Source organism: Geobacillus kaustophilus (assembly GCF_000948285.1).
Classification (GTDB): domain Bacteria; phylum Bacillota; class Bacilli; order Bacillales; family Anoxybacillaceae; genus Geobacillus; species Geobacillus thermoleovorans_A.
This window is the reverse complement of record NZ_JYBP01000003.1, coordinates 670,439-694,508: the sequence shown is the minus strand read 5'-3', so window position 1 is coordinate 694,508 and position 24,070 is coordinate 670,439. Positions and strand designations below refer to the sequence as shown.

Annotated in this window: 27 protein-coding genes and 1 riboswitch; of the genes, 2 read left to right on the top strand and 25 right to left on the bottom strand. The window is 54.6% G+C overall.

The window, feature by feature from the left end:
* Position 1: 1 nt before the first annotated feature.
* The 14 genes from LG52_RS04000 to LG52_RS03935 all read right to left on the bottom strand — a co-directional run bounded on the left by LG52_RS04000 (position 2) and on the right by LG52_RS03935 (position 13,293).
* Positions 2-1,795: an ATP-binding protein gene (locus tag LG52_RS04000; RefSeq protein WP_044730962.1), complete on the bottom strand. Its 1,794-nt coding sequence runs from the start codon at positions 1,793-1,795 to the stop codon at positions 2-4.
* Complete coding sequence (locus tag LG52_RS03995; RefSeq protein WP_044730961.1) at positions 1,795-2,520, bottom strand: response regulator transcription factor; 726 nt, start codon at positions 2,518-2,520, stop codon at positions 1,795-1,797. The genes LG52_RS04000 and LG52_RS03995 overlap by 1 nt, the downstream gene beginning before the upstream one ends.
* Positions 2,521-2,619: 99 nt before the next feature.
* Positions 2,620-3,807 (bottom strand): c-type cytochrome biogenesis protein CcsB, encoded by a 1,188-nt coding sequence (gene ccsB / locus LG52_RS03990; RefSeq protein WP_044730960.1) that lies wholly within the window; start codon positions 3,805-3,807, stop codon positions 2,620-2,622.
* On the bottom strand, positions 3,794-5,452 hold the full coding sequence (locus LG52_RS03985; protein WP_044730959.1) for a cytochrome c biogenesis protein ResB: 1,659 nt from the start codon (positions 5,450-5,452) through the stop codon (positions 3,794-3,796). The genes ccsB and LG52_RS03985 overlap by 14 nt, the downstream gene beginning before the upstream one ends.
* Positions 5,453-5,465: 13 nt before the next feature.
* Entirely contained in the window at positions 5,466-5,990 is a 525-nt protein-coding gene (resA, locus tag LG52_RS03980; protein WP_044730958.1) for a thiol-disulfide oxidoreductase ResA, read from the bottom strand.
* A gap of 143 nt (positions 5,991-6,133) precedes the next feature.
* Positions 6,134-6,865: a pseudouridine synthase gene (locus LG52_RS03975; RefSeq protein ID WP_044730957.1), complete on the bottom strand. Its 732-nt coding sequence runs from the start codon at positions 6,863-6,865 to the stop codon at positions 6,134-6,136.
* Positions 6,866-7,002: 137 nt separating this feature from the next.
* Complete coding sequence (locus tag LG52_RS03970) at positions 7,003-7,536, bottom strand: spore maturation protein (protein WP_011231766.1); 534 nt, start codon at positions 7,534-7,536, stop codon at positions 7,003-7,005.
* On the bottom strand, positions 7,536-8,132 hold the full coding sequence (locus tag LG52_RS03965) for a nucleoside recognition domain-containing protein (protein WP_044730956.1): 597 nt from the start codon (positions 8,130-8,132) through the stop codon (positions 7,536-7,538). The genes LG52_RS03970 and LG52_RS03965 overlap by 1 nt, the downstream gene beginning before the upstream one ends.
* Complete coding sequence (locus tag LG52_RS03960) at positions 8,125-9,273, bottom strand: D-alanyl-D-alanine carboxypeptidase family protein (protein WP_044733082.1); 1,149 nt, start codon at positions 9,271-9,273, stop codon at positions 8,125-8,127. Before LG52_RS03960 ends, LG52_RS03965 begins: the two co-directional genes overlap by 8 nt.
* Positions 9,274-9,623: 350 nt before the next feature.
* Entirely contained in the window at positions 9,624-10,937 is a 1,314-nt protein-coding gene (locus LG52_RS03955) for a superoxide dismutase (protein ID WP_044730955.1), read from the bottom strand.
* Between the two features lie 71 nt (positions 10,938-11,008).
* Positions 11,009-11,263 carry a hypothetical protein gene (locus LG52_RS03950; protein ID WP_044730954.1) on the bottom strand — a complete coding sequence of 85 codons (255 nt, stop codon included), beginning with the start codon at positions 11,261-11,263 and terminating at the stop codon, positions 11,009-11,011.
* A gap of 13 nt (positions 11,264-11,276) precedes the next feature.
* Positions 11,277-11,678 carry a hypothetical protein gene (locus tag LG52_RS03945; protein ID WP_044730953.1) on the bottom strand — a complete coding sequence of 134 codons (402 nt, stop codon included), beginning with the start codon at positions 11,676-11,678 and terminating at the stop codon, positions 11,277-11,279.
* Positions 11,679-11,696: 18 nt separating this feature from the next.
* Entirely contained in the window at positions 11,697-12,353 is a 657-nt protein-coding gene (gene scpB / locus LG52_RS03940; protein ID WP_044730952.1) for an SMC-Scp complex subunit ScpB, read from the bottom strand.
* 184 nt (positions 12,354-12,537) lie between these two features.
* Positions 12,538-13,293: a segregation/condensation protein A gene (locus LG52_RS03935; RefSeq protein ID WP_044730951.1), complete on the bottom strand. Its 756-nt coding sequence runs from the start codon at positions 13,291-13,293 to the stop codon at positions 12,538-12,540.
* A gap of 186 nt (positions 13,294-13,479) precedes the next feature.
* On the opposite strand from LG52_RS03935, the gene LG52_RS03930 reads away from it, so the two are divergent.
* Positions 13,480-14,019 (top strand): DUF309 domain-containing protein, encoded by a 540-nt coding sequence (locus LG52_RS03930; protein WP_044730950.1) that lies wholly within the window; start codon positions 13,480-13,482, stop codon positions 14,017-14,019.
* 22 nt (positions 14,020-14,041) lie between these two features.
* Here LG52_RS03930 and LG52_RS03925 read toward each other — a convergent pair whose 3' ends face one another.
* The 7 genes from LG52_RS03925 to LG52_RS03900 all read right to left on the bottom strand — a co-directional run bounded on the left by LG52_RS03925 (position 14,042) and on the right by LG52_RS03900 (position 18,895).
* Positions 14,042-14,398, bottom strand: a complete 357-nt coding sequence (locus LG52_RS03925; RefSeq protein ID WP_044730949.1) for a GNAT family N-acetyltransferase — start codon at positions 14,396-14,398, stop codon at positions 14,042-14,044.
* A gap of 111 nt (positions 14,399-14,509) precedes the next feature.
* Entirely contained in the window at positions 14,510-14,974 is a 465-nt protein-coding gene (ribE, locus tag LG52_RS03920; RefSeq protein WP_033005258.1) for a 6,7-dimethyl-8-ribityllumazine synthase, read from the bottom strand.
* A gap of 20 nt (positions 14,975-14,994) precedes the next feature.
* Positions 14,995-16,188: a bifunctional 3,4-dihydroxy-2-butanone-4-phosphate synthase/GTP cyclohydrolase II gene (locus LG52_RS03915; RefSeq protein ID WP_044730948.1), complete on the bottom strand. Its 1,194-nt coding sequence runs from the start codon at positions 16,186-16,188 to the stop codon at positions 14,995-14,997.
* 20 nt (positions 16,189-16,208) lie between these two features.
* Positions 16,209-16,853, bottom strand: a complete 645-nt coding sequence (gene ribE, locus LG52_RS03910; RefSeq protein ID WP_011231778.1) for a riboflavin synthase — start codon at positions 16,851-16,853, stop codon at positions 16,209-16,211.
* Positions 16,808-17,950: a bifunctional diaminohydroxyphosphoribosylaminopyrimidine deaminase/5-amino-6-(5-phosphoribosylamino)uracil reductase RibD gene (gene ribD, locus LG52_RS03905; protein WP_044730947.1), complete on the bottom strand. Its 1,143-nt coding sequence runs from the start codon at positions 17,948-17,950 to the stop codon at positions 16,808-16,810. Before ribD ends, ribE (LG52_RS03910) begins: the two co-directional genes overlap by 46 nt.
* Before the next feature lie 207 nt (positions 17,951-18,157).
* Positions 18,158-18,290: riboswitch (FMN riboswitch) on the bottom strand.
* A 49-nt stretch (positions 18,291-18,339) separates the two neighbouring features.
* Entirely contained in the window at positions 18,340-18,468 is a 129-nt protein-coding gene (locus LG52_RS20745) for a hypothetical protein (RefSeq protein ID WP_269430064.1), read from the bottom strand.
* On the bottom strand, positions 18,455-18,895 hold the full coding sequence (locus tag LG52_RS03900) for a peptidylprolyl isomerase (protein ID WP_044733081.1): 441 nt from the start codon (positions 18,893-18,895) through the stop codon (positions 18,455-18,457). The genes LG52_RS20745 and LG52_RS03900 overlap by 14 nt, the downstream gene beginning before the upstream one ends.
* Before the next feature lie 185 nt (positions 18,896-19,080).
* Here LG52_RS03900 and LG52_RS03895 point away from each other — a divergent pair, with 185 nt between their 5' ends.
* Positions 19,081-19,959 carry a DUF1002 domain-containing protein gene (locus LG52_RS03895; protein ID WP_044730946.1) on the top strand — a complete coding sequence of 293 codons (879 nt, stop codon included), beginning with the start codon at positions 19,081-19,083 and terminating at the stop codon, positions 19,957-19,959.
* A gap of 71 nt (positions 19,960-20,030) precedes the next feature.
* Here LG52_RS03895 and lysA read toward each other — a convergent pair whose 3' ends face one another.
* From lysA to LG52_RS03875, 4 genes are all read right to left on the bottom strand, one after another.
* Positions 20,031-21,350 carry a diaminopimelate decarboxylase gene (gene lysA, locus LG52_RS03890; protein ID WP_044730945.1) on the bottom strand — a complete coding sequence of 440 codons (1,320 nt, stop codon included), beginning with the start codon at positions 21,348-21,350 and terminating at the stop codon, positions 20,031-20,033.
* A 298-nt stretch (positions 21,351-21,648) separates the two neighbouring features.
* Entirely contained in the window at positions 21,649-23,127 is a 1,479-nt protein-coding gene (locus LG52_RS03885; RefSeq protein WP_044730944.1) for a spore germination protein, read from the bottom strand.
* Positions 23,075-23,686: a stage V sporulation protein AE gene (locus LG52_RS03880; RefSeq protein WP_044733080.1), complete on the bottom strand. Its 612-nt coding sequence runs from the start codon at positions 23,684-23,686 to the stop codon at positions 23,075-23,077. Before LG52_RS03880 ends, LG52_RS03885 begins: the two co-directional genes overlap by 53 nt.
* A 5-nt stretch (positions 23,687-23,691) precedes the next feature.
* Positions 23,692-24,042: a SpoVA/SpoVAEb family sporulation membrane protein gene (locus tag LG52_RS03875; protein WP_044730943.1), complete on the bottom strand. Its 351-nt coding sequence runs from the start codon at positions 24,040-24,042 to the stop codon at positions 23,692-23,694.
* Between the last annotated feature and the right edge of the window lie 28 nt (positions 24,043-24,070).

The following is a 24,070-nucleotide window of genomic DNA, read 5'->3' as shown; positions in this document are numbered from 1 at the left end:
GCTATGCTCCTTTCGGCTCACCGGACGGCAAATAAAAGGAAAACGTCGTTCCTTCGTTCAGTTTACTGTGGACGGTAATGAACCCTTTATGCGCTTCGACGATGTTTTTGGCGATGGCAAGGCCAAGCCCGGTGCCGGAACGACCGCGCGTGCGCGCTTTGTCGGCTTTGTAAAACCGCTCGAACACAAACGGCAAATCTTCTTCCGGGATGCCGGAGCCCGAATCTTGGACATGGATCGTCACGCCGTCGCCGCTTCGTTCGGCAATCAGGCGGACCGTGCCGCCCGATTCCGTATGGCGGATGGCATTGTCGATCAAGTTCGTCAGCACTTGTTCGATCCGATCCGGATCGCAGGCGATTTCGATATCTTGGTCGCGAAACTCGGCTGTCAGCTCAATCTGCTTTTCTTTCGCCAGCCCGTAAAACTTGCGGATCACCCGCTCGATGTAAGGAACGAGCTTGACTTGTTCGTACGCGAGCTCGATATGGCCAGCTTCCATGCGCGCCAAGTCAAGCAAATCGTTAACAAGGCGGCCCATGCGCAGCGACTCGTCATAAATGACTTTCGCCATCTCTTTCTTCTCTTCTTCGCTCGCCGCGATATCGTCGATGATCGCCTCGCTGTAGCCTTGAAGCATGGCGATCGGCGTGCGCAATTCGTGCGAAACGTTGGCGATAAAATCTTTGCGCAGCTTGTCAAGCCGCCGCTCTTCGGTCATGTCGCGCAAAACAGCCACCGCGCCGCGCACCATCGTTTTGCCGTACAACGGCGTCATTAAAATGACCCACGTCCGCCCCTGCAGCGTCACTTCGGTCGATTGCTCCTTCTCCTCGCGAACGACGCGGGCGAACAGTTCTTTCACTTGCGGGGGCAGCGGAGCCATGGCCTCGACATCGTTCCCTTGCTCAAAATACCATGCCTGCAAAAACCGCTCGGCCGGCGGGTTCGTAACCAAAATTTCCCCATCGCGGTTAAACGTAATGACACCATCGGCCATGCTGCTTAAAATGCTGGCGAGCTGTTCTTTTTCCTGGTTTAAGGCGTTGATGTTAAACTGCAGACGCCGCCCCATTTGGTTGAACGCCATGGCCAGCCCGCCGATTTCGTCATTCGTTAAAATCGGCACTTTCATGTCAAAATGACCGCGCGCCATTTCAAACGCGGCTTGCCGCATTTTTCGAAGCGGGGAGGTGATGCGCGTTGACAAGAAAAAGGCAAAAAACGTCGTCATGACAATGGCGATAAACGCGGCGAGAAAAATGAGCTCTTTCGTACGACTGGTCGCCTGTTCAATCGCTTCAAGCGATTGGTAAATAAACACAGCGCCGCGGCTGCCGTCCGGCATCGACATCGGCACGCCGACGATGATCATATCGCGGGGCAGCTTTTCTTTTGGCTGCCACTCCGGGGCATACAGACGTTTTTTCACCGTCTCCCGCTCGGTCAGCACACGGCGCAAATCCCGATCTTGGCGGATGGAAGACAGCGGCATATTATCCAAACCAGCGTCGCCAGGCGAATACCAATAGTGCGACTCATCGGCGACGATGACCGCTTTCGTGCGATTGTCCATAAGCGTCCAGGCGATCGAACGGGCGAGCTGCTCGTCGCGGTAGTCGTGCATCACCTCGGCCACTTTTGTCGCCAGGCGGGTCAGGTCGTTTTCCGCTTCCTGCACATAATAATCTTCCAAAAATTTAATAAGCAAAATGCTTAAAATAAACAGCACGCACGAAACGAGCAGTAAAATCGTAAACCATAGCTTGCCGACAACGCTGCGAAACAGCCACATCAGTCGTTCACTGCCTCAAACTTGTAGCCGACTCCCCAGACGGTGACGATCATTTTTCCCGCCTGCGGCGACGCTTTATTCAACTTTTCGCGCAATCGTTTAATGTGGGTGTCGACCGTGCGCAAGTCGCCGAAAAACTCGTAATGCCATACTTCCTTCAACAGCTGTTCGCGGTCGAACACTTTGTCGGGCGAGCGGGCCAAAAAGAGAAGCAGCTCATATTCTTTCGGGGTTAAGCTGACTTCCTTGCCGTCGACCGTCACCCGGTGGGCATCGTTGTCAATCGTCAAATGTGGAAACACAAGCACGTCTTTCGCCGTCGTCTCCACCGGCGCGTAGGCGGCGTTCGCCGCGCGGCGCAGCAACGCTTTCACCCGCAGCACGACTTCGCGCGGGCTGAACGGCTTGACAATGTAATCATCGGTTCCCACTTCAAACCCCTGCACCCGGTTGGATTCTTCGCCTTTTGCCGTCAACATGATGATCGGCGTCGTTTTTTGCTCGCGAATTTCTTTGCATACGTCAATGCCGTCCTTGCCCGGCAGCATCAAATCAAGCAAAATGACGTCATAATCATTCGTCAACGCCTTCTCCAACGCTTCATTGCCGTCGCCGGCCTCATCGATCACATAGTTTTCCCGTTCCAAATACATTTTTAAAAGCCGACGAATTCGCTCCTCATCGTCAACAACCAAAATGCGGACTGGCTTTTCTTGCTTTTCCACGCCAAACACCCTCCCATATGAAAAATGGAAACAGTCCCCCGCTTTCTAGTTTACTGAAAAAACGGATGCCCGCCAACAGGGCATCCGTTTGCCTTGCGCTTATGTTCCGGCGTACGAGTGCAGCCCCGCGATGACGAGGTTGACCGCCACTAGGTTGAACATAATAATGGCAAATCCGATGACGGCAAGCCACGCCGACTTCTCACCATGCCAGCCTTTTGACAAACGAAGGTGCAAAAAGGCAGCGTAAAACAGCCAAGTAATGAGCGCCCATACTTCTTTCGGGTCCCAGCCCCAAAAGCGCGTCCAGGCGATTTGCGCCCAAATCATCGCGAAAATGAGCGCCCCGAGCGTAAACACTGGAAAGCCGATCGCCACCGCCCGATAGCTGATCTCGTCGGTCAAATCCAAGTTAACGTTCTTCACGAGCGGCTGCAGCGCGGCGGCAACGCGCTTGCGCAAGAGGAGCCGAAGCATGATGTACAGCGCCGTTCCAGCTATGAGCGACCAGATGACCGTATTTAGCTTTCTTGCATTGATGATCGCCGGCATCTCAACAAGCGGCTCCATGCGGCCGGCGCTTTCTTTCATAAGCACCCCTTTGTGCGGCCCGACGAGCGCCGGCATATCGTAGATGACCTCAACTGTCTGCTTGTTTTTGTCGACCCACGTGAACTTCGCTTCATAATCAGAAAGACCGAACGCTGTCGAAACGATGACAAAGCCGAGCGTGGTAATTAAGCAAAACATGACCACTTCGAGCCAAAACGTCCGTTTCGACGGCTTCGATTGATCGACGACGCGGATCAAATAGATGAGCCCAGCGACAAAGCTGATGGCCAAAATTGCTTCACCAGCCGCCGCCGTCGTCACATGGATGTGCAGCCAATCGCTTTGCAAGGCGGGAATGAGCGGCGAAATTTCCCGCGGAAACATGCTTGCGTAAGCAATCACAAGCAACGCAACCGGCAGCGCAAACAAGCCGAGCACACTCAGCCGGTAAATGAAATAAATAATAATGAAAGCAGCAACCAGCATCATGCCGAAAAAAGTCGTAAACTCGAACAAGTTGCTCACGGGCGCGTGCCCAGCGGCGATCCAGCGCGTCACAAAATAGCCGACTTGGGCGAGAAAGCCGATGATCGTCACCGCGATGCCAAGCTGCGACCAACGATCCTTCTCTTGCCGTTCTTTTCGCTTGTCGCGAATGGCGCCGCCAAAAAAGAACGTGCCGATTAAATATAGAACGAACGCGATATATAGCAACGTGCTGCTAAGCTGTACCATGCGCTTGTCCTCCTTGTCCGGCTTTTTTGTCGTTTTCGAGCTGATCAGCCGGCATCATGACGCCGGTGCCGTCAAACAAACGGCGCAGCTCGTTTTTCAAGCCGAACCAGTTTTTATTCGTGTGCGCGGCGATCCATAGCTCGCCGTTTACCCGCTGCACCCAAATGCGGCGGTGGTTCCAATACATCCCTTGGATGAGCCCAATCATGAAAATCGCGCCGCCTACCCCTAAAATCCAAAGCGTAAAGTCGCGGCGGACGGTCAAACCGGAGACATTGCGGGTTTGAAGCCCCGCGAACGCCATTTTGTATTTGTTGTTGCCAAACGGTTCGATCGTCTGCTGGATGGCGACAAAGCTTACTTCCCCTTTCGGACGGTCCGGCGCGTACATTTTGAACACGAACGCCGGGTTGTTCGGCACGCGCGACTTCGTTGACGGATTGCCGTCTTCATCAAACTCAAAATCAGGAAAATAGCTTAATAGCTCAACGCGATACCCATGTCCGAGATTGTACGACTCTTTCGGATCATACAAGTCGACCGTCACCGTGCCGAACGTTTTCCCCGACTGCTTGTCCGCCAATTGAAATGACATCGCTTTCGGCTCATTCAAGCGGAAATCGACTTGGTAAAGCGCATAATGGTCGAACTCCAGCGGCTCGTTGACGCGAATCGGATACTCCTTCACTTTTTCAAGCTTCGGCTTGGCGCCGGGGATCACAGGGCCGACGCGCTTATACAATACGACGTTTGTTTGATAGTTTTTGGCGATCATCCCGTTGCCGACGCGGTCGATGGCAGCGTTGAACACTTCGTTGTCTTTGCCTTTCTCATATGTTTCAAAAATAAATTTTTCACTCTTTAAAAAGTAGCGGCCGTTCGTCCCAGGAATTTCTTTCGTCCCCCCTTCCGGGATCCACATCACCCGATCGATGTACATGCCGGGAACGGAACGAAGCATCGCCCCGATCAAGAAAATGATGAGGCCGATATGATTGACGTACGGCCCCCAGCGGGAAAACCGCCCTTTTTCAGCGAGCAAATTCCCCTCTTCCTCGCGGACATGGTAGCGCCGCGCAGCCAGCCGTTCTTTCAACACAGCCATCGTCTTGTCGAGATCGCTCACATGCGAGACGCCAAACAGCCGCTGCCGCTCTAAAAAGCGCGGATGGCGCTTCACTCCTTGCCGCTTCAAGGCGCGGTAAAGCGGAACGACCCGGTCCAAGCTGCAAATGACAAGCGAAACGCCGATTAAGGCGATGAGCAAAATGTACCACCATGAGCTGTACAAGTTGTTAAAGCCGAGCTCATAATACAGCTTCCCTGCCCAGCCGTACTGCTGCTTATAATACTCCGCTGGATCAACGTTCGGCGGAATATACATTTGCTGTGGGAAAATCGTGCCGATCGCCGAAGCGATGAGCGTGATGACGATGAGCGCCACCCCGACTTTGACCGACGAGAAAAACGCCCAAATTTGGTCGATCATCGTTTTTTTGTACGTTTGCGATCGGCGCGCGCTTCCTTCGTAGCGCATGTCCAAAATCGGTTTTTCTCCCAAATCGGCAAGCGGCTTGCCGCACGACTCACAAAACGCCGTGCCGTGCGGATTGACATGGCCGCATTCGCATTTGACGTGTTCCATGGCGCAAAACTCCTTACGGTTTGATGCTTTCTAGATGCCGTTCGATGTCTTCTTTCGTCATCGTTCCGGTAATGATTTGTTTTACTTCGCCGTTTTTGTCAATCAAAAACGTTGTCGGCAGCGGCCCGACGTTATAGGCGTTCAATACTTGATCTTGACGGTCAATCACAATCGGAAATGTCAGGCCGAACCGTTCCGCGAATTTTTCAACGCTCAACTTCGGTTCACCGACATTGACAGCCAAAATTTCAACCCCTTGTTTTTTGTAAATCGGGTACAGCTCGTTCATATACGGCATCTCCCGCTCGCACGGCTTGCACCACGTTCCCCAAAAGTTCAAAAAAACGCCTTTGCCGCGATAGTCTGAAAGACGATGTTCATGCCCTTTCAAATCGGTCAGCACAAAATCAGGAGCCGTCGAACCAACAGCGACAGCCGTTTTCTCCGTGAAAAAATTCGTGTAAATCGTATAGCCGACCGCTGCGAGCAACACGAGCAAAATCGCTGTCCTCATCACGAAGCGCTGTTGTTTTTTCATCGTTCAAACCCCTTTACGTTTCTCCTCCCCCACAGTCAACGCTAGAGGGGGAGGCAAGCGGTTCACAATCTCCCATTTTCCATTATAGCAAAGTCCCTCGCTCGTTTATGCGCAAGGATATGAACGTTATGTGACAATCTTCGTCATTTTCTTCCCCCGGATTGGGCAAGGACGCGCAGCAGCTTCACCTCATGCGGCGTCAGCTCGCGGTATTCGCCGGGGCGCAGCCCTTTCAAATCGAGAAACGCGTACCGCTCCCGCTTCAGCTTCAGCACCTGGCAGCCGATCGCCTCAAACATGCGGCGCACTTGCCGGTTTCGTCCTTCGTGGATACGGATTTCCACAATGGCTGTCCCCTTCTTCCGGTCGGTGGAGAGCAGCTTCACTTTGGCCGGCGCCGTCATGCCATCTTCCAACTGCACTCCTTGTTCGAGCCGTTTCAGCTGCTCGTGCGTTGGAATGCCTTTCACTTTGGCAATGTACACTTTTTCAATTTCATACCGCGGGTGCATAAGCAGGTTGGCAAAGTCGCCGTCATTCGTCAACAAAAGCAGTCCAGACGTATCGTAGTCAAGCCGCCCGATCGGATAAATGCGTTTGTCCAGATCTTTGAAAAAATCGGTCACCACTTTGCGGCCTCTGTCATCTTTGACGCTGGACATCACCCCGCGCGGCTTGTACAGCAAATAATACACTGGCTCTTCGCGCTCGACCGGGATGCCGTCGACTTCGACATCATCGCGCGGCCCGACTTTGACGCCAAGCTCCTTAACGACGCGGCCGTTCACTTTCACCCGCCCTTGCAAAATGAGTTCTTCCGCCTTGCGCCTTGACGCGATGCCGGCGCGAGCGATCACTTTTTGCAACCGTTCCATTCTCTCTCACCTCTCTCATCATCTTACCCTTTCCGTCGGACAGATACAAGCAGGGCGCTTTTCTATTTTGATCATTCCTCTCTGGGGCCAACCAAAAAGCCCGCCCATTGGGCGGGAAAACAAAAACAGAGGCGCCGCTAGCGCCCGAATACAAACAAAACGATGAAAACAGAAACAATAAAGCTGAGAATGTCGGCCAAAATGCCGACTTTTAACGCATCACCCATTTTTTTGACGCCGACGGCGCCAAAATAGACGGTGAGCACGTAAAGCGTCGTCTCCGTACTGCCTTGGATCGTAGAAGCAAGGCGCCCGATGAACGAATCCGGGCCGTAAGTAGCGATCAAATCGGTCGTCATGCCGAGCGCCGCCGTGCCGGAAAGCGTGCGGAGAGCGGCAAGCGGAACGACTTCAGCCGGCAGTCCAATGGCATCAGCCAGCGGTTTGATCACTTCCATCATGGCATCAAGCGCCCCTGAGGCTCGGAAAATGGCGACCGACACCAACATGCCGACCAAATACGGGATGAGCGAAAACGCGATCTCGATCCCTTCCTTGCCGCCTTCCACAAACGCTTCGTACGTCGGCACTTTCTTTGCTGTACCGTAAAGCAAAATAAAAGCAATGAGCGCAGGGATCAGCCAAACAGAAAGAAGTTGGACGATGGCCATTATGGCTTCCTGCCTTTCCGCATCCGTTTCCAATAATAGTACCGGTCAATCAATACCGCTCCGATCGTCGAAATCGTCGAGGCGACGATCGTCGTCCCAATGATCTCGCCCGGCGCCGCTGAACCGTATGTCATGCGGATCGAGATGACGGTCGCCGGAATGAGCGTAATGCTTGATGTGTTAATGGCCAAAAATGTCACCATCGACCGGCTCGCCTCGTCGCGGCCGCCGTTGAGCTTTTTTAGCTGCTCCATCGCCTTTATGCCCATCGGCGTCGCCGCATTGCCAAGACCGAACATGTTGGCGACCATATTCGAGACGATATAGCCGAGCGCGGGATGGCCGGGCGGCACCTCTGGAAACAAGCGGCGCACGAGCGGCATAAACAGACGCGCTGCTCTGTCAAGCAAGCCGGCGCGTTCCGCGATCGCCATCAGCCCGAGCCAAAACACTAAAATACTGACCATGCCGATGCTGATCGTCACCGCTTCTTTGGCGCTTTCAAACACCGCTTTGTTCACTTCGTCCATCGTGCCGTTGGCCGCCGCAAAGACGATGCCAATGACCGCCATCATCACCCAAATGAGGTTAACCATCGCTTCTCACACCTAAAAAGCGAAATGCTTGCCATAAAAACCCTCGGCCGCTTCCTTCCTTTCCCGGTTCATACAGCAGCGGCACCGAATCAACCGCCTTTTGATGCAAATAAAGCACCGCCTTTCCGACCTCTGTCGGCGCCCGTTCTGGGTATTTTCCCCATCCTTTGCGCGGCTTCAGCAAATACACTTTCACCCGCAGCCCGCTCTCCTCTTTATCGGTCACCGGATATCGCAAATCGCGGACCGCATGCAGCCGCCCGCGGTAAAACGGATCAGAAATTTTGTCGACCACCCGCTCGCTGCTCACTTTGGCGATGTGATAATGAGAAAATCCATATTCGTACATAGCGATATGGTCATTCCAATCGTCCGGTGCATCCAACGTCACGGCGATCAAATCGATGCCGCCTTTGGACGCCGTCGTCACGAGCGTGCGATGGGCCTGTTTCGTATAGCCGGTTTTGCCGCCGGTGCAATATTCGTAAAAACTTGTCAACAGCTTGTTTTTATTTCGCCACACACGCGCGCCGTCTTCGCCGGGCGGAGCGGGAGCGCGGTACACCTTCGTCCCCGAGATGCGCCGAAATTCTTTGTTTTTCATCGCATATTGCATGAGCAGCGCCATATCGTACGCGGTCGAGTAGTGGTTTTCCGCGTCATCCAACCCGTGCGGATTGGCAAACTCGGTATCACGCATCCCGATTTCAGCTGCTTTTTGGTTCATTAAAAAAACAAATCCTTCGACGCTGCCGCCGACATGTTCCGCGATGGCCACCGCCGCGTCGTTGCCGGAACGAAGCATCAGCCCATATACCAAATCGCGCAGTTTGATTTTCTCCCCTTGGCGCAAGTAAATTGACGACCCTTCGGTCCGGACAGCGCGGGCGCTGACCGTCACCGTGTCGTCCATCTTCCCCGATTCAATCGCCAAAATGGCGGTCATAATTTTCGTAATGCTGGCGATGCGCCGTTTTGTATAGGCATCCTTGGCAAACAAAACCCGCCCGGAATGCTGCTCTATCAAAATCGCGCTTTTTGCGCTCACCCCATCCATAGCGCGCATCCGCTCTGGCACAAATGCCATAATCCCCGCAGCGAGTGCAAGAATGAACGCAATGAGCCGCTTCTGCTTATTCATCTCATATCGGCGAGGATCCCTCTCGTTCAACGAGCCGGAAGGAATCGCCTGTTCCTCCTTTCCGATTAGGCTGAACGGGCCGCAGCCGAAGAAACGTCGCGGCGGAAACAGGCTGAACCCCAAAGCCGCGTTTTGTACAAGTGTATGCGTCGATGGGACAAATATGATGAAAAAATGCCGTTGCAAGGGGAGACAGCCCTGAACGATCCGCTCCGGCGCTTGCACTGGGCGCATTGATGACATTTCCCTGCAAAGAGAAAGCCGCTCCACGAAAAGACGGACAGGTGTCTTGATTGATTGGCAACGCCTGCTCTCACAAAAAAACAGGCAGGGGGTTTCCCCCCGCCCGTTTAAAACGGCTGCCAACGAAGCTTCCGCGCCTCGTGAAAGCGCTCTTCAACGTTGCGCCAATTGACGACGTTCCACCAATGTTCGATGTACGCCGCCCGGTCATTTTTGTATTGCAAATAGTAGGCATGCTCCCACACATCAAGCACAAGAAGCGGGATCACATCCCATTGCGCCATGAGCTGGTGTTTTTCCGCCTGCAAAATTTCGAGCCGGTGCGCTCGCGGCGCCCAAACGAGCAGCGCCCAGCCGACCCCTTCGGCGCTTTTCGCCGCTTCGGTGAAATGACGGCGAAAGGCGTCAAAGCTGCCAAAATCGCGTTCGATTTGCGCCCGCAGCTCCCCGCGCGGCTCGCCGCCGCCCTCCGGATGCATGTTGTACCAAAAAATTGTATGCAAATAATGCCCGGAGCCGTGAAACGCCGCTTCCCGCTCCCAATGTTTCAACAGATCAAAATGGTTCGTCCGGCGCGCCTCGGCCATCATCCGCTCCGCCTTGTTGAGGCCGTCGACATAACTTTGATGGTGCTTCGTATGGTGAAGGCGCATGATTTCTTCGGAAATATGCGGCTCGAGCGCGTCATAACGGTACGGCAGCGGCGGCAAGACATGGCGGCCGGGCGCTGCTTGTTGGCGCGGCTCACCGCCGTCGTCCGCATCCACCCAGCGTCGCTTTCCATCGGCCGCGTTGTCCGCTTGGCCCGGCTCGCCGTCCGCTATATCAGGCGGCGAGTCGGAGAGCTCTGCCATAAAAGCCGGCTCTTTTTCGCCCTCAACCCTCTTTGCCGTCCCGCTCGTGTCAAGCCATCCGTCTTCTTTCTCTTTAATTTCAATCACCAGTTTAGGCGACACTGATTCCCCTTCGACTTGTTCTTGCGTCGCCTCTTCTTCCCGCTCGGCAGCTGACGAATCAGCCAGGCGGACGGCCCGAGTGTATACGTCATCGACAAGACGCTGGAGCTCGTAAATCGCTTCTTCGGTCCATTCATCGCCGTATCCATCGATGTACGCCAACAAAGACGAAAGCCCAACATCCTCAGCCATCCTGCGTGCAGACAGCGCCTGTTCAACTTGTCTTCCCCACGCAGCCGCTTCCATGACATACTGGCGAAGCGCACCGACATACACGTCATCGGCAAGGCGCTGAAGCTTGCGGACGTCCTCTTCCGTCCACTCGCCGTCATGCTCGGCAATAAACTCGAGCAGCGACGAAGCGCCATCCGTGCTTGCCCCACGCAAAGCGAGCGTTTCCTTGACTTGATTTCCCCATTCGTTCACCTTAGCCGCATATTGGGCGAACAACTCCCGATCGTCCATTTGGTAAAAACCTCCTCCTGTTTTGTTCGCCATATCGTATGCTGTCATGGGGAAATCGTTCTTGTCCGCGTTTACCCAAATTCCCGGCCGCTCGGGAGTTCATCTTGGGAAAAGACAGCAAGGAAGAACAGAACCGTCGTGATGCTTCCCTGCGGCGGGTCTGCAAATGAGCCATAGATAAACCGCTCAAAAAAATCGGGCTGACCCAAAACGCGGATATGTTTTGGGTCAGCCCGATTTTTTCTGAAAAAGACAGGCTGCTTTGGCAAACTGCCGGCTGCACCAAACGGTTTCCTGATCCGGACGCACAGAAAATGCGGCGCCAACCGCATTTTCTCGTTACGCCGACCATTCAGGCAAGCGGCACTCGCCGGTTTCCGCCCATTCGCTGACGAGCGCCTGCAGCGTTTTGGCGTCTACCTCAGCAAAATAACGGCGCAATTCCTCTTCATCGTGAATATAGACGCGCTTTCGCTTCCGATACGCCGGATTTTTCCATAAACAGACAAGAGCAATGATGTCGCGCAAATAAATGTCGCGCCCGTTGGCCGTAAACAGTGGATCGCTTTCATACGGCAGCCCATCAAGCAGCGCCGCCTCAAAATGGCGCAAATACAACACAGACAGCGTCCGCTCTTCGCCCCCGTCGCGGTACGTGACTTCCGAGCGGTTGAAATAGTCTTCAAACGTGTTCGATTGCGACTTTTGCAGCTCTTCACCATACAGGCGGCAAACGTTCATGAGCGCTCTCCTTCCCGATCAGCCATTTTTCTTTAGTTTACCATATTCCGGCTGCCTGTCGCTCAAATTTTCTGCTAATTTTTCGAAAAATAAATCCGCTTCCCGCTCGGATTCGCCATCGTCCGCCCATTCCGGCAGCGGCGGCAGCTCCTCGAGCGTTTTTAGCCCGAAATAATCGAGAAATTCCGGGGTTGTCCCGTACAAAATCGGCCGCCCGGTTCCTTCGGCTCGTCCAACCTCTTGAATGAGCGCCCGCGCCATCAGCGTCTGCAATGGCTTGTCGCTTTTTACGCCGCGAATTTCCTCAATCTCCGCGCGCGTAATCGGCTGGCGGTATGCGATAATGGCGAGCGTCTCAAGCGCCGCCTGCGACAGCGGCGACGCCCCCGGCGCCTCGACCAACTTTTTCAAGTATGGAGCGTGCTCTTTTTTCGTCGCCAGCAAAAACACGCCGGCCAGCTCCATCAGTTGAATGCCGCGTTCTTCGCGGCGGTAGTCCTCCTGCAGTTCAGCGATCACCGCCTTTGCTTCCAGCTCGCTGACTTCCAACACAGAAGCGATTTGCGAAAGCGACAGTCCTTCGTCACCAGCGGCAAACAACAACGCTTCGACAATCGCCTTCGCCGGCTTGAGCGCGCCGGCGCCGCCCGTTTTTTCCGTTTCGTTTTGTTCCATCGCCCTTCTGCCGCGCCAAACTCGTTGGCGCCCCTCCTCCTTTCCGCCTGTCTCCGTCGTTTTCCAACGTCCGTTCCACTGTCGTCCTTGGCCTACCCCTCCGCCTCATCACGGCATGGGCCAAACGGCCAACAAAAGGAAAGCGGTCCGCCGCAGCGAACCGCCGCGGCCAAACCGCACCATCTCAACCGGCTGGTTTCACCGCAAGAAACAAATCGCTGAAATTCCGTTCTTGCTCAACGATGATTTCGTCTTGCTTCATCAACTCTAAAATGGCCAAAAACGTCACGATGATATACGAACGATCGTAGGACGGAAACAGCTCGTAAAAGTTTTTCCGCCCGTTCGCCTGCTTTAGTTCATGCAAAATTTCCGCCATGCGCTGTTCGACGGAAATATCTTGGCGGGCGATTTTCGCCCGCATCGGTTTTTGCAGTTTTTTGCGGCGCAACAGCTTCGACAAGGCGCCAAGCATATCGTATACGTTCACATCCAGCGGCGCCGCCTTTTTCTCATCCGCGTATGCGCTTAAGTCGCTCGGCGGCTTTGTAAACAAAAGCGCCCGCTCCTCTTCGCGCCGCTTCAACTCGCGCGCCGCCTCTTTAAACTTTTTATATTCAAGCAGCCGCTGCGTCAGCTCCTCGCGCGGGTCCCCGTCACCGCTCCACTCGATGTCGTCGTCGACAGCTTCCTCATTGGAGGGCGGCAACAGCATTTTGCTTTTGATCGCAAGCAAGGCGGCCGCCATCACTAAATATTCGCTGGCGATATCCAACTCAAGCTCCTGCATGGCGTGAATGTACGCCATATACTGCTCCGTAATTTGCGCGACCGGAATATCGTAAATATCAATTTCATAACGGTTGATCAAATGCAAAAGCAGATCAAGCGGCCCTTCAAACGCTTCGATTTTGACGTTGTACGGCAATTGCACATCCATCCCACCATTTTTTCCAGAACCACCGCCCGGGAGGCTCGTCTCGAGCTGCAGTACATTTATTGTATCATAACGAAGCGGACGGAAAACAGCCTCTTTTTTGCGACGCAAGCCGCCGAAGTCGTATAATTGAAGAAGAGCGGTCCGCCTTCACATAGTGCGGCCCACTTTTGAAAGGAACGATGGCCGATGTATCCAAAAGCGTATATCGAATATTTGGTCCATTTCCATAGCGACCGCGATTATTTTGAATGCCACGAAATTTTGGAGGAGCATTGGAAACAAGACGGTCGAAACAACGGTTGGCTTGTGCTCATTCAAATGGCAGTCGCTTTTTACCATTACCGGCGCGGCAACATCTCGGGAGCGCTGCGCCTCATTCGACGGGCGCGGGCGCTGCTTGACGAAGCGCAAGAGATGATCCGGCGGCTCGGCCTCGATGACGAGGCGCTCGCCCGCTTGCTCGACGAGACGGCACGGCGGATCACTCGCGGCGAACCGTACGAAAGCGTCGAACTGCCGATTCGCGACCGTTCCCTTTATGAGCAATGCCAAGCCGCCTGCGTCCGCCGGCAGCTCGTTTGGGGGCAAGCAAGCGACCTAGCAAATCTTGATCTTGTGGATAAACACCGGCGCCGCGACCGCTCGGACGTCATCGCCGCACGCGAACAAAAAAAACGGGCCAAAGCGGAAGGAGTTGGCTTCCCTCCCCCTCCGCCGCCCGCCTGAGCACGGCGCCGCGCTAGTTTCGTTATTCGTTGCACGCATGGCATTTATCGAAAAACGAGGCAGTCCACTCGTTGGCGCACAATCGGCGATCCGGGTACACCTCTTTCAATGCCTTGACCATCTGTTTTCCGATCCCTTGATGGCGGTGTGATGGATTGACGCTGATGTGCTGGATTTCCACAACATCAGGAGCGCGCAGCAGGACGCCGATAATGCCGACGATGTCATCCCCTTCTTTCCATAAAAACAGCTGCCAATCGTTGTTTGTTTCATACTGTTTCATCGTCTGCTGCAGCCGTTTCAGGTCTTTTTCCGTCGGCATAAACGACAACAGCCCCATGGCGATTTTCTCATAGTTTTTTCGGTAACGGATTAACATAAAAATCCCTCATTATCGACAAACGCTTTTCCGAAATGGAAAAGTTTTTGTCATTTTCTCTATACGTATTATAAACATTCTCACCGATATTGTGAACCATTTCATGCCTTTTTACGCAAATGTCCGCAAGACGTTCGCCATTTCGATCGCCGACACCGCCGCTTCCCATCCTTTATTGCCCGCTTTCGTGCCGGCCCGCTCGATCGCCTGTTCAATGGTGTCCGTCGTCAACACGCCGAAAATGACCGGAACACCGCTTGCAAGCGCCGCGTGGGAGACGCCTTTGGCCGCCTCGCTGCAGACGTAGTCAAAATGGCTCGTTGCCCCACGGATGACGGCGCCAAGCGTAATGACAGCGTCAAACTGCTTCGATTCCGCCATTTTTTTCGCCACAAGCGGGATTTCAAACGCACCCGGCACCCAGGCGACAGTGATGTCGCTGTCGCTCACGCCATGGCGCGTTAAGCCGTCGATCGCCCCAGATAAAAGCTTGCCCGTGATGAACTCGTTAAAACGCGAGACGACAATGCCGATTTTCAGTCCAGTGCCGACTAAATTTCCTTCAATGATGCGCATGTTCGCTGCTCCTTTCGTCTTTAAAAATGAAGCATATGCCCTAATTTTTCGTGTTTTGTGCGCAAATATTTTTCATTTTCCTTTTTCGCTGGCATCTGAATGGGCACCCGTTCGACCACTTCGAGTCCATGCCCTTTTAAACCGGCGATTTTGCGCGGGTTGTTCGTGAGCAGGCGCATTTTCGTTACACCGAGATCTTTCAAAATTTGCGCCCCGATGCCATAATCGCGCAAATCGGCCGGAAAGCCGAGCTTTTCGTTCGCCTCGACTGTGTCATAACCTTGCTCCTGCAGCTTGTAAGCGCGCAGCTTGTTCATAAGGCCGATGCCGCGCCCTTCTTGGCGCATGTAAAGCAACACCCCTCTCCCTTCCGACTCGATTTGCCTGAGCGCCGCATGCAGCTGCGGACCGCAGTCGCACCGGTACGAGCCAAACACATCGCCGGTTAAGCATTCGGAATGGACGCGCACCAAGATCGGCTCATCCGGGATGATTTCTCCTTTGACAAGCGCCACATGCTCTTTTCCGTCGAGCACGTTTGTGTAGCCGATGGCGCGAAATTCGCCGAATTCGGTCGGCAGCCAAACGTCCACCTCCCGTTTCACGAGCTTTTCCCGCTGGCTCCGGTAGGCGATCAAATCTTTGATCGTGATCATTTTCAATCCGAACTGGTCGGCGATTTGCCGTAAATCAGGAACGCGAGCCATCGTCCCGTCCTCTTTAATGATTTCGCAAATGACGCCGGCCGGCTTCGCGCCGCACAAACGGGCCAAATCGACCGCCGCTTCTGTATGGCCGGCGCGCCGAAGAACGCCGCCCTTTTTCGCAATCAATGGAAAAATGTGTCCAGGCCGTCTAAAGTCGCTTGCTTTCACATTCGGATCAAGCAGCGCCTGAATCGTGGCCGCCCGTTCATAGGCGCTGATTCCTGTCGTCGTCGTTTTGTAGTCAATGCTGACAGTAAACGCTGTGCCGTGCGCGTCGGTGTTATGAGTGACCATCGGCTCAAGCTCGAGCCGCTCCGACAACTCCTCCGTAATCGGCACGCAGACAAGCCCGCGGCCATGAGTGATCATAAAGTTAATGACATCCGGCGTCGCTTTTTCGGCCAGCGCGACAAAATCGCCTTCATTTTCGCGGTCTTCGTCATCGCAAACGATGATCACTTCTCCGTTTTTCAGCGCCGAAAGCGCTGCTTCAATCGTGTCAAACATCAAGCTTGCCCCCTTTTCCACTATTTATAGCCGTGCTGCTCCAAAAATTCGACCGTCAATTTGGAGGTCGGCGTCGCTTTCGCGGTGAGGAAAGCGGCGACGTACTTGCCGATCATGTCGCACTCGATATTGACGAGATCGCCCGGCCGCTTTTCGCCTAAAATCGTCGCCTCACGCGTATGCGGAATGAGTGAAACGATGAACGTGCGCTCGCTCAGACCGAAAATCGTCAAGCTCGTCCCATCGACTGCGACCGATCCTTTCTCAATCATATAGGCGCGCAGCGAGGCCGGCACTTCGATTTCATAGTAGACGGCGTTCGCTTTCGGCCACTGCCGGATGATGCGCCCGACGCCGTCCACATGCCCGGTGACGAAATGGCCGCCAAACCGTCCTCCAGCCGCCATTGCCCGCTCCAAATTCACCTTCGCCCCCGGCTTTAATGTCTTTAGCGCCGTCGCTTTCACCGTCTCCGGCATGACATCGACCGTAAACTGCCGTTCGGTGAACGATGTGACGGTCAAGCAGACGCCGTTGACGGCGATGCTGTCGCCAAGCCGCACATCTTCGAGCACCCGCTTGGCGCCAATCGTCATCACGATGGCGTCGCCGGTTTGCTTCATTTGTTCGATCGTGCCGATCTCTTCAATAATGCCAGTGAACACAACGATTCCTCCTTCCGTTTCGGCGCGGCGACGATTTTGATGTCCGGGCCGATCGTCTCGATGCGGCGGATGTCAAGCTCCACCGCTTCAGCAAGCCGGGCGAAGCCAAGGCCGCCGACCGGCGTCGGCGCCCCGCGGCCGCCGATCAGCTTCGGAGCGATATAGGCGATGACCTCATTGACTGCTCCCGCGCGGAGGAAGCTGTCATGAACGCGCGAGCCGCCTTCGACAAACAGCGACATGACTCCCTGCTCCCCAAGCAGACGGAGCACATCGCGTACATCGATCTGGGCCGCCGGCATCGAAAATACGCGCACCCCAAGGCGCTCATACGCCGCCGCTTGTTCCCGACTGACGGCGCCGGTGATGATCCACGTTTCTGCCTCCTTGTCAGCGACGACATGGGCGTCAAGCGGTGTACGCAATGTTGTATCCAAAATGATGCGCAGCGGGTTTTTCCGCTTTTCCCCAAGACGGACGGTCAGCTTCGGGTTGTCGGTCAAAACGGTGTTGACGCCGACCAAAATGGCGTCATGCCGGGCGCGGAGGCGGTGCACGTCTTCGCGCGCCGCTTCGGACGTAATCCATTTGCTTTCCCCCGTCGCCGTCGCGATTTTGCCGTCGAGGCTGCATGCAAACTTCAACGTGACAAACGGCGTTTTTGCAGCGATATAGTGGAAAAACATCCGATTCAATTCGTCCGCTTCGTCTTTTAATACGCCGACATCAACGTCAATGCCCGCTTGGCGCAGCTTGGCAATCCCTTTTCCCGCGACAAGCGGATTCGGGTCGGTCGTGGCAACGACGACGCGACGAACGCCCGCTTGGATGAGCAAATCGGCGCATGGCGGCGTTTTTCCATAATGGCTGCACGGCTCAAGCGTCACGTACACCGTCGCACCGCGCGCCTTCTCGCCAGCCATGCGGATCGCATAGACTTCAGCGTGCGGCTCACCCGCTTTCAAATGGGCGCCAAGCCCAACGACCGTCCCATCGTTGACAACGACCGCGCCAACGGCAGGATTGGGGGACGTTTGCCCGACTCCAGCTTTGGCCACATCGAGGGCGAGCCGCATATAATGTTCATCGTTATGCACCACATTCCCCCCTTAACGATCAAACCCCCGGGAATCCCCCGGGGGTCTTATTGTTGTTGAGAGAATGGCCAATGATGCGCAAACAAACACATGTTCGTTAAGCGAGCTATACAGGCCGGTCGGAAGCAAAAGACACTGCCATGCCTAGTCGGCCGACAGACGCTGCCCATGCAGTCTGAACCGGCCAAAAACAGCCGTGCGCATATTGGCATCCTTCTCCCATCCAGACTATACTGTCGGCTCCGGAATCGCACCGGATCCTGCCTTTCGGCTCGCGGGCTGAGGGGCGGAAAGCCCCATCACCGCCGGTCGGGAATTTCACCCTGCCCCGAAGGATGCATCGCTATATTCATTATGCTCATTATACCACATTTCACAGCAAGGCATCATCAATTGGCGACCCAAAGCCAATATGCTGCTCCCCACAACAGGCTGGCCGCAAGCAAAAAGAAAAACAAGCGCCAGTTGTTTCGAACAGTCCGATCATCCTCGCTCATGCGCTGTTTACGGTTCGTCAAATATTTTCACTTCCTTCATCACGTCGCCGCTTTTCATCGCCTTGACGACGTCCATGCCGGATATCACTTGGCCAAAGACAGTATGCACCCCGTCCAAGTGCGGCTGCGGCTCGTGGACGATGAAAAACTGGCAGCTGCCGGTGTCGCGGCCGCGGTGCGCCATCGACATCGCCCCGGTGACATGTCGGTGCGGATTGTTGTCCGTCTCGCACGGGATCGTGTAGCCGGCATCGCCCGTTCCGTTGCCGCGCGGACATCCTCCTTGGCTGACAAATCCAGGGATGACGCGATGAAACGTCAACCCGTTATAAAATCCTTCATTCGCCAGTTTTTCAAAATTGGCGACTGTTATTGGCGCTTCATTCGGAAACAGCTCAAATTCGATTTTTTCTCCATTTTCCATTAAAATATATCCTTTTTTCGCCACAAGCATCCCGCTCCTTTTCGACATCGAAACTGCTTTTATCATACCATGATTGCCAAATGAAACAAAACAAAAAATGTCTTTTCAAATTCGTGAGCCCGCCTGACCGCGCCGCGCTTTTCCGATAGCCAAGCAGGCGAGCGTACGGTATAATGATAATGCATTTTCGTAAACAGGAGGCGAGCTATGTGAAACGAACGATCGCTTCATCACTGCTTTGGGCGGTGCTGCTGGCATCTCCGGGCATCGCAGCGGCTGATGCCGCGCCGGGCGATGTCATTGTGACGCTCGGGGAAAACTTAACGAATGCACAAAAGCAAAAAGTGCTCGACGAAATGAAGGCGCCGGACGGGGCGCAAACGATCACGGTCTCAAACGTTGAAGAGCATAAATATTTGGACGGACTCATTCCGAAAGCGCAAATCGGCACGCGCGCCATCTCGTCGTCGATGATCACGATAAAAGAGCCGGGCTCGGGGCTTCATGTCGAAACGCACAACATCACGTGGGTGACGAAAGAGATGTATACAAACGCCTTGATCACCGCAGGGGTGAAAGATGCCGATATTTACATCACCGCTCCGTTCCCGGTTTCCGGCACCGCAGCGCTGACGGGGCTGATGAAGGCGTATGAAATTTCCTCGGACCAAGCCATCCCTGATGATGTCAAAAAAGTGGCGAACGAGGAAATGGTGCAGACGGCGAAGCTCGCCGATTCGATCGGCGCGGACAAAGCGGTCGCCCTGCTGGCGAAAATCAAACAAGAAATCGCCAACAACCCGCCGCAGACGGACGCTGATTTGCGCGCCCTTATTGAAAAAATCGCCAACGACCTTGGCATTACGCTGAGTGAGAATGAAATGAACAACCTGATTTCTCTTTTCCATAAAATGCAAAACGCCCATATTAATTGGGATCAAGTGAACGATCAGCTGAGCAAGGCGAAAGAACAGCTGTCGGCCTTTTTGCAGTCGGAGGAAGGGAAAACGTTCATCCAAAATCTCATTGACATCTTGAAAGAAATTTGGAACGCCATTAAATCAGCGTTTTCATCAAGCAATCAATAAGAAAAGGCGCCCAACGAGCAACGGGCGCCTTTTCCTTGGTAAAGAACCGTTTTCTTTCAAACCAACGGCCTTTATTTTTTCACTTTCGTTTTCAGCGGCAAATCATATTGAATCAAATCTTCATACGTCTCGCGCTTCACAACGAGCTGGGCGTCGCCGTTTTCAACGAACACAACGGCTGGGCGCGGCAGACGGTTATAATTGTTCGCCATGGAATAGCCGTAAGCGCCCGTGCAAAAAACCGCTAAATAATCGCCCGGCTTCGCCTCCGGCAACGCAATGTCCCAAATGAGCATATCCCCCGACTCACAGCATTTCCCAGCGATGGACACCACTTCCGTCCGCTCATCCAACACTCGATTCGCCAGCACGGCTTCGTATTTCGCCCCGTAGAGGGCAGGCCGAATGTTGTCGCTCATGCCGCCGTCAACGGCGATATACGTGCGGACATTGGGCACCTCTTTGCGCGAGCCGATCGTATAAATCGTCGTTCCGGCATCACCCACAAGCGAACGGCCCGGCTCGATCCAAATTTCCGGCAACGGCAAACGGCAAGCTTCGGCCTGCCTTTTCACCTCTTCCACGATGCAGTCGACGTACGCTGTCACTGGAATCGGATCATCTTCCTCGGTATAACGGATGCCGAAGCCCCCGCCGAGATTGACGACCGCGGGAACAAATCCATTCGCTTTGTTCCACGCGGCCAGCTTGGCAAACACTTTTTGCGCCGCCAGCACAAACCCAGCTGTTTCAAAAATTTGCGATCCGATATGGCAATGGACGCCGAGCAGCTGAAACGCGGCCGACGCCATGACGCGCCGAAACGCCTCGTCTGCCTGACCGTTGTTTAAGTCAAAGCCGAACTTTGAATCTTCCTGTCCGGTTAAAATGTAATCGTGCGTATGCGCCTCGATCCCCGGCGTGACGCGGAGCAAAATCGGCACCGTCCGGCCGGATGGCTCCGCCAGCTCTTCAATCAGCTCGAGTTCGTAAAAGTTGTCAGCAACGATGCAGCCGATGCCGTGTTCAAGCGCCATCGCCAATTCGCCCCGGCTTTTGTTGTTACCATGAAAATGGATGCGCTCAGGCGGAAAACCAGCCGCGATCGCCGTATACAGCTCACCGCCTGAGACAACATCAAGCGACAATCCCTCCTCAGCGGCCAGCTGCACGATGGCGACGGCGGAAAACGCCTTGCTGGCATACGCGACTTGCGCCCGCACGCCGCGGCGCTGGAATGCTTCTTTAAACGCGCGCGCCCGCGCGCGGATCAGCGCAACGTCATAAATATAAAGCGGCGTTCCATACGTTTTGGCCAACTCGACCACATCGACGCCGCCGATTTCCAAATGCCCTTGTTCATTCACGCGGCTTGTCCCGTGAAGAAACATCACAAACCCCTCATTCCTCTATCGAAATCGCATGGCAAAAGCAAAAAAGACAGTTTGCAAAATCGGCAACTGCCTTTACAAAATGGAAAACCGCAGAGCGCCATCGTCTCTGCCTTGAAACGGAAGGCCGCACACCCCGCGCTGGGCCATGCAAACGTGCGAAGCGCTGAGACAAGCGCCATCAGTGCAAGCAATTATATATAACTTATCATAATTATACAAAAGTTGCAATAGCGCTTAAACGAAAAAAGCGGCCGCCAATCGATGGAAACGGCCGCTTCCAAATGGATCGTTCGCGTCATGACGGCTGTTTTTGCCGGTCTTGCGGGTGAACGATGCTCGGGCGCACTCTCGCTCCGGCGACCGAACGGCGGACGACAATTTGCATAAATGCTGCTGGATCGAACGGGATGAACGGCCATAAGTACGGCGTATTAAGCGAGCGGATGCTGGCCAGCCAAAGCAAATAAACGGTCGTGCCGATGACGAGCCCAGGCACTTTAAACAAGGCAACAAGAATGACCAATGCCAATCGAGAAATCTTATTCGCCACGCTCAACTCATAGCTTGGCGTCGCAAATGAACCGATCGCCGCCACCGAAATGTATAAAATCACTTCCGGCACAAACAGCCCGACATCGATGGCGATTTGTCCGATCAAGACGGCGGCAATCAAACCCATCGCGGTTGACAGCGGCGTCGGCGTATGAATGGCTGCCATCCGCAAAAACTCAATCCCAAAATCAGCGAGCAAAATTTGCACAATGATCGGGATGTTCGTTTGTTTGTTCGGCCCAATAAACGCCCATGATTCGGGCAGCAACGACGGTTCAAGGACGAACAGCACCCACAGCGGCAGCAAAAACAACGACGTCAAAATGCCTAAAAACCGCACCCAGCGCACAAACGTCCCGACCCCTGGCGACTGCCGGTATTCCTCGGCATGCTGGACGTGGTGGAAAAATGTTGTCGGCGTGATGATGACGCTTGGCGATGTATCAACCATAATGAGCACGTGCCCTTCAAGCAAGTGCGTCGCTGCGACGTCCGGCCGCTCCGTATAGCGGACGAGCGGGTACGGGTTGTATCCTTGCTTGACTAAAAACTCTTCGACTGTTTTGTCGCCCATCGTCAGCCCATCGACGTTGATTTGCTGCAGCTCTTTCTTGACGAGTTCAACAAGCCCTGGGTCAGCGACGTCTTTAATGTAGGCGATGCATACGTCCGTTTTTGACCGCTCGCCGACTTGCAAAATTTCAAAGCGCAGCCGCTCGTCGCGGATGCGGCGGCGGGTGAGCGCCGTATTGACAATAATGTTTTCAACATACCCGTCGCGGGCGCCGCGCACGACTTTTTCCGTGTCCGGCTCCTGCGGCTGCCTGCCTGGATAGCTGCGGACATCGACGGCAAACCCGGTCGATTCGCCTTCAATCAAGACGATGATCAAGCCCGACAGCAGCTTGTCAACCGTTTCGTCAAGGCTCGTCACCGGACTGACTTGCTGATGAACGAGTCGATTTTCGATGATCTGCCACGCTTGGGACGCCTGGCGTTCATCATCGTTGATGCGCACGATTTGTTTTAACAATTCGATAATGTATTGCGTGTCGCATAAACCGTTGCAGTAGTAAATATGTACTTCCCGGTTTAGGACATAGATTTTCCGCACGCCTAAATCAAAGCTTGTCCCGACGCCGATCCGCTGTTGCAAAAACTTCTCGTTGTCAACGAGCCGCTTCGCGATCGGCGCTTTCGGTTTCTTTTCTTTTTCCGGCATGGCCACCACTCCTTTCGAGAATCAACTCGACCGCCTTGCGCGTAATCGGCGCTCCATATTTCGCATGGTCGCGGTATCCCATTTTGCCGATGTCGCCGATGCCGACGATGAGCGGAATGTTCAGCCGGTCAAGGCAGTAGACGGTATCGCCATTGATCCGCCCGATCTCGAGATCCCGGACGCCTTCTTTATCGACCCCATATTCGATCATCACGCCGTCACGGTCGATGCTCACATGCACTTTTGTCCATTCATGCTGGCGCGTATTGGAGGCAACCGCCAGCGCCCCGAGCACTTCGATTTGCTCATGCGTCGCCACATAGCGAAGCGCCTGCTCTCCGGCCCCCTCCCCGAGGGCGCCGCAATCGTCAAACATGACAAACACTGGATCGTACGGCGTTTGCAAAATGAGTTCGACCAACTGTTCACCGCTCAGTTTCGTCGGATTGCCTTGCGAGCGGGAAATGCAACGGCCGCCGATCTCGGCGGCGACCCGCTCAATCGCCCGGCAGGCGAACTCGTCCCCATCCGTTACTAAAATGACTCGTCGTTTTTCCATCATCTCTACCCTTTCGGTTTGCAAGTGAGCGCCGCGGCAAACGAGCCAGCCACGATAAAAGCGAACAAGGCGCCGGCAAATCGGAACACCGCTGCTCCGGTTTCGACAAATCCCTCCGGCCGCGGTTCTGCCATGGCCCCTTTCGCCAACCAATACCCAAATCCGCTCAGCGGCATCGTCGCCCCGGCGCCAGCCCAAGCGACGAATGGATCATAGACACCGCCAAAGCCAAGGAGTACGCCAAGGACGACAAGCGAACCGGCGATGCCAGCCGGCGTCCATTTGCCGCGGTCGATGATGAGCTGAACGATGGCGCACAGCAGCCCGCCGGCGAGAAAGGCACGGACGTATTCCATATGACATTCCCTCCTGATCGTTCCCAAA

Bases quoted from the DNA above. Each gene is read 5' to 3' on its own strand.
- LG52_RS04000 (WP_044730962.1), bottom strand. From the start codon at position 1,795: ATGTGGCTGTTTCGCAGCGTTGTCGGCAAGCTATGGTTTACGATTTTA.
- ccsB (WP_044730960.1), bottom strand. From the start codon at position 3,807: ATGGTACAGCTTAGCAGCACGTTGCTATATATCGCGTTCGTTCTATAT.
- LG52_RS03985 (WP_044730959.1), bottom strand. From the start codon at position 5,452: ATGGAACACGTCAAATGCGAATGCGGCCATGTCAATCCGCACGGCACG.
- resA (WP_044730958.1), bottom strand. From the start codon at position 5,990: ATGAAAAAACAACAGCGCTTCGTGATGAGGACAGCGATTTTGCTCGTG.
- LG52_RS03975 (WP_044730957.1), bottom strand. From the start codon at position 6,865: ATGGAACGGTTGCAAAAAGTGATCGCTCGCGCCGGCATCGCGTCAAGG.
- LG52_RS03970 (WP_011231766.1), bottom strand. From the start codon at position 7,536: ATGGCCATCGTCCAACTTCTTTCTGTTTGGCTGATCCCTGCGCTCATT.
- LG52_RS03965 (WP_044730956.1), bottom strand. From the start codon at position 8,132: ATGGTTAACCTCATTTGGGTGATGATGGCGGTCATTGGCATCGTCTTT.
- LG52_RS03960 (WP_044733082.1), bottom strand. From the start codon at position 9,273: ATGAATAAGCAGAAGCGGCTCATTGCGTTCATTCTTGCACTCGCTGCG.
- LG52_RS03955 (WP_044730955.1), bottom strand. From the start codon at position 10,937: ATGGACGATCGGGAGTTGTTCGCCCAATATGCGGCTAAGGTGAACGAA.
- LG52_RS03945 (WP_044730953.1), bottom strand. From the start codon at position 11,678: ATGAACGTTTGCCGCCTGTATGGTGAAGAGCTGCAAAAGTCGCAATCG.
- scpB (WP_044730952.1), bottom strand. From the start codon at position 12,353: ATGGAACAAAACGAAACGGAAAAAACGGGCGGCGCCGGCGCGCTCAAG.
- LG52_RS03935 (WP_044730951.1), bottom strand. From the start codon at position 13,293: ATGGATGTGCAATTGCCGTACAACGTCAAAATCGAAGCGTTTGAAGGG.
- LG52_RS03930 (WP_044730950.1), top strand. From the start codon at position 13,480: ATGTATCCAAAAGCGTATATCGAATATTTGGTCCATTTCCATAGCGAC.
- LG52_RS03925 (WP_044730949.1), bottom strand. From the start codon at position 14,398: ATGTTAATCCGTTACCGAAAAAACTATGAGAAAATCGCCATGGGGCTG.
- ribE (WP_033005258.1), bottom strand. From the start codon at position 14,974: ATGCGCATCATTGAAGGAAATTTAGTCGGCACTGGACTGAAAATCGGC.
- LG52_RS03915 (WP_044730948.1), bottom strand. From the start codon at position 16,188: ATGTTTGACACGATTGAAGCAGCGCTTTCGGCGCTGAAAAACGGAGAA.
- lysA (WP_044730945.1), bottom strand. From the start codon at position 21,350: ATGTTTCTTCACGGGACAAGCCGCGTGAATGAACAAGGGCATTTGGAA.
- LG52_RS03885 (WP_044730944.1), bottom strand. From the start codon at position 23,127: ATGCCGGAAAAAGAAAAGAAACCGAAAGCGCCGATCGCGAAGCGGCTC.
- LG52_RS03880 (WP_044733080.1), bottom strand. From the start codon at position 23,686: ATGGAAAAACGACGAGTCATTTTAGTAACGGATGGGGACGAGTTCGCC.
- LG52_RS03875 (WP_044730943.1), bottom strand. From the start codon at position 24,042: ATGGAATACGTCCGTGCCTTTCTCGCCGGCGGGCTGCTGTGCGCCATC.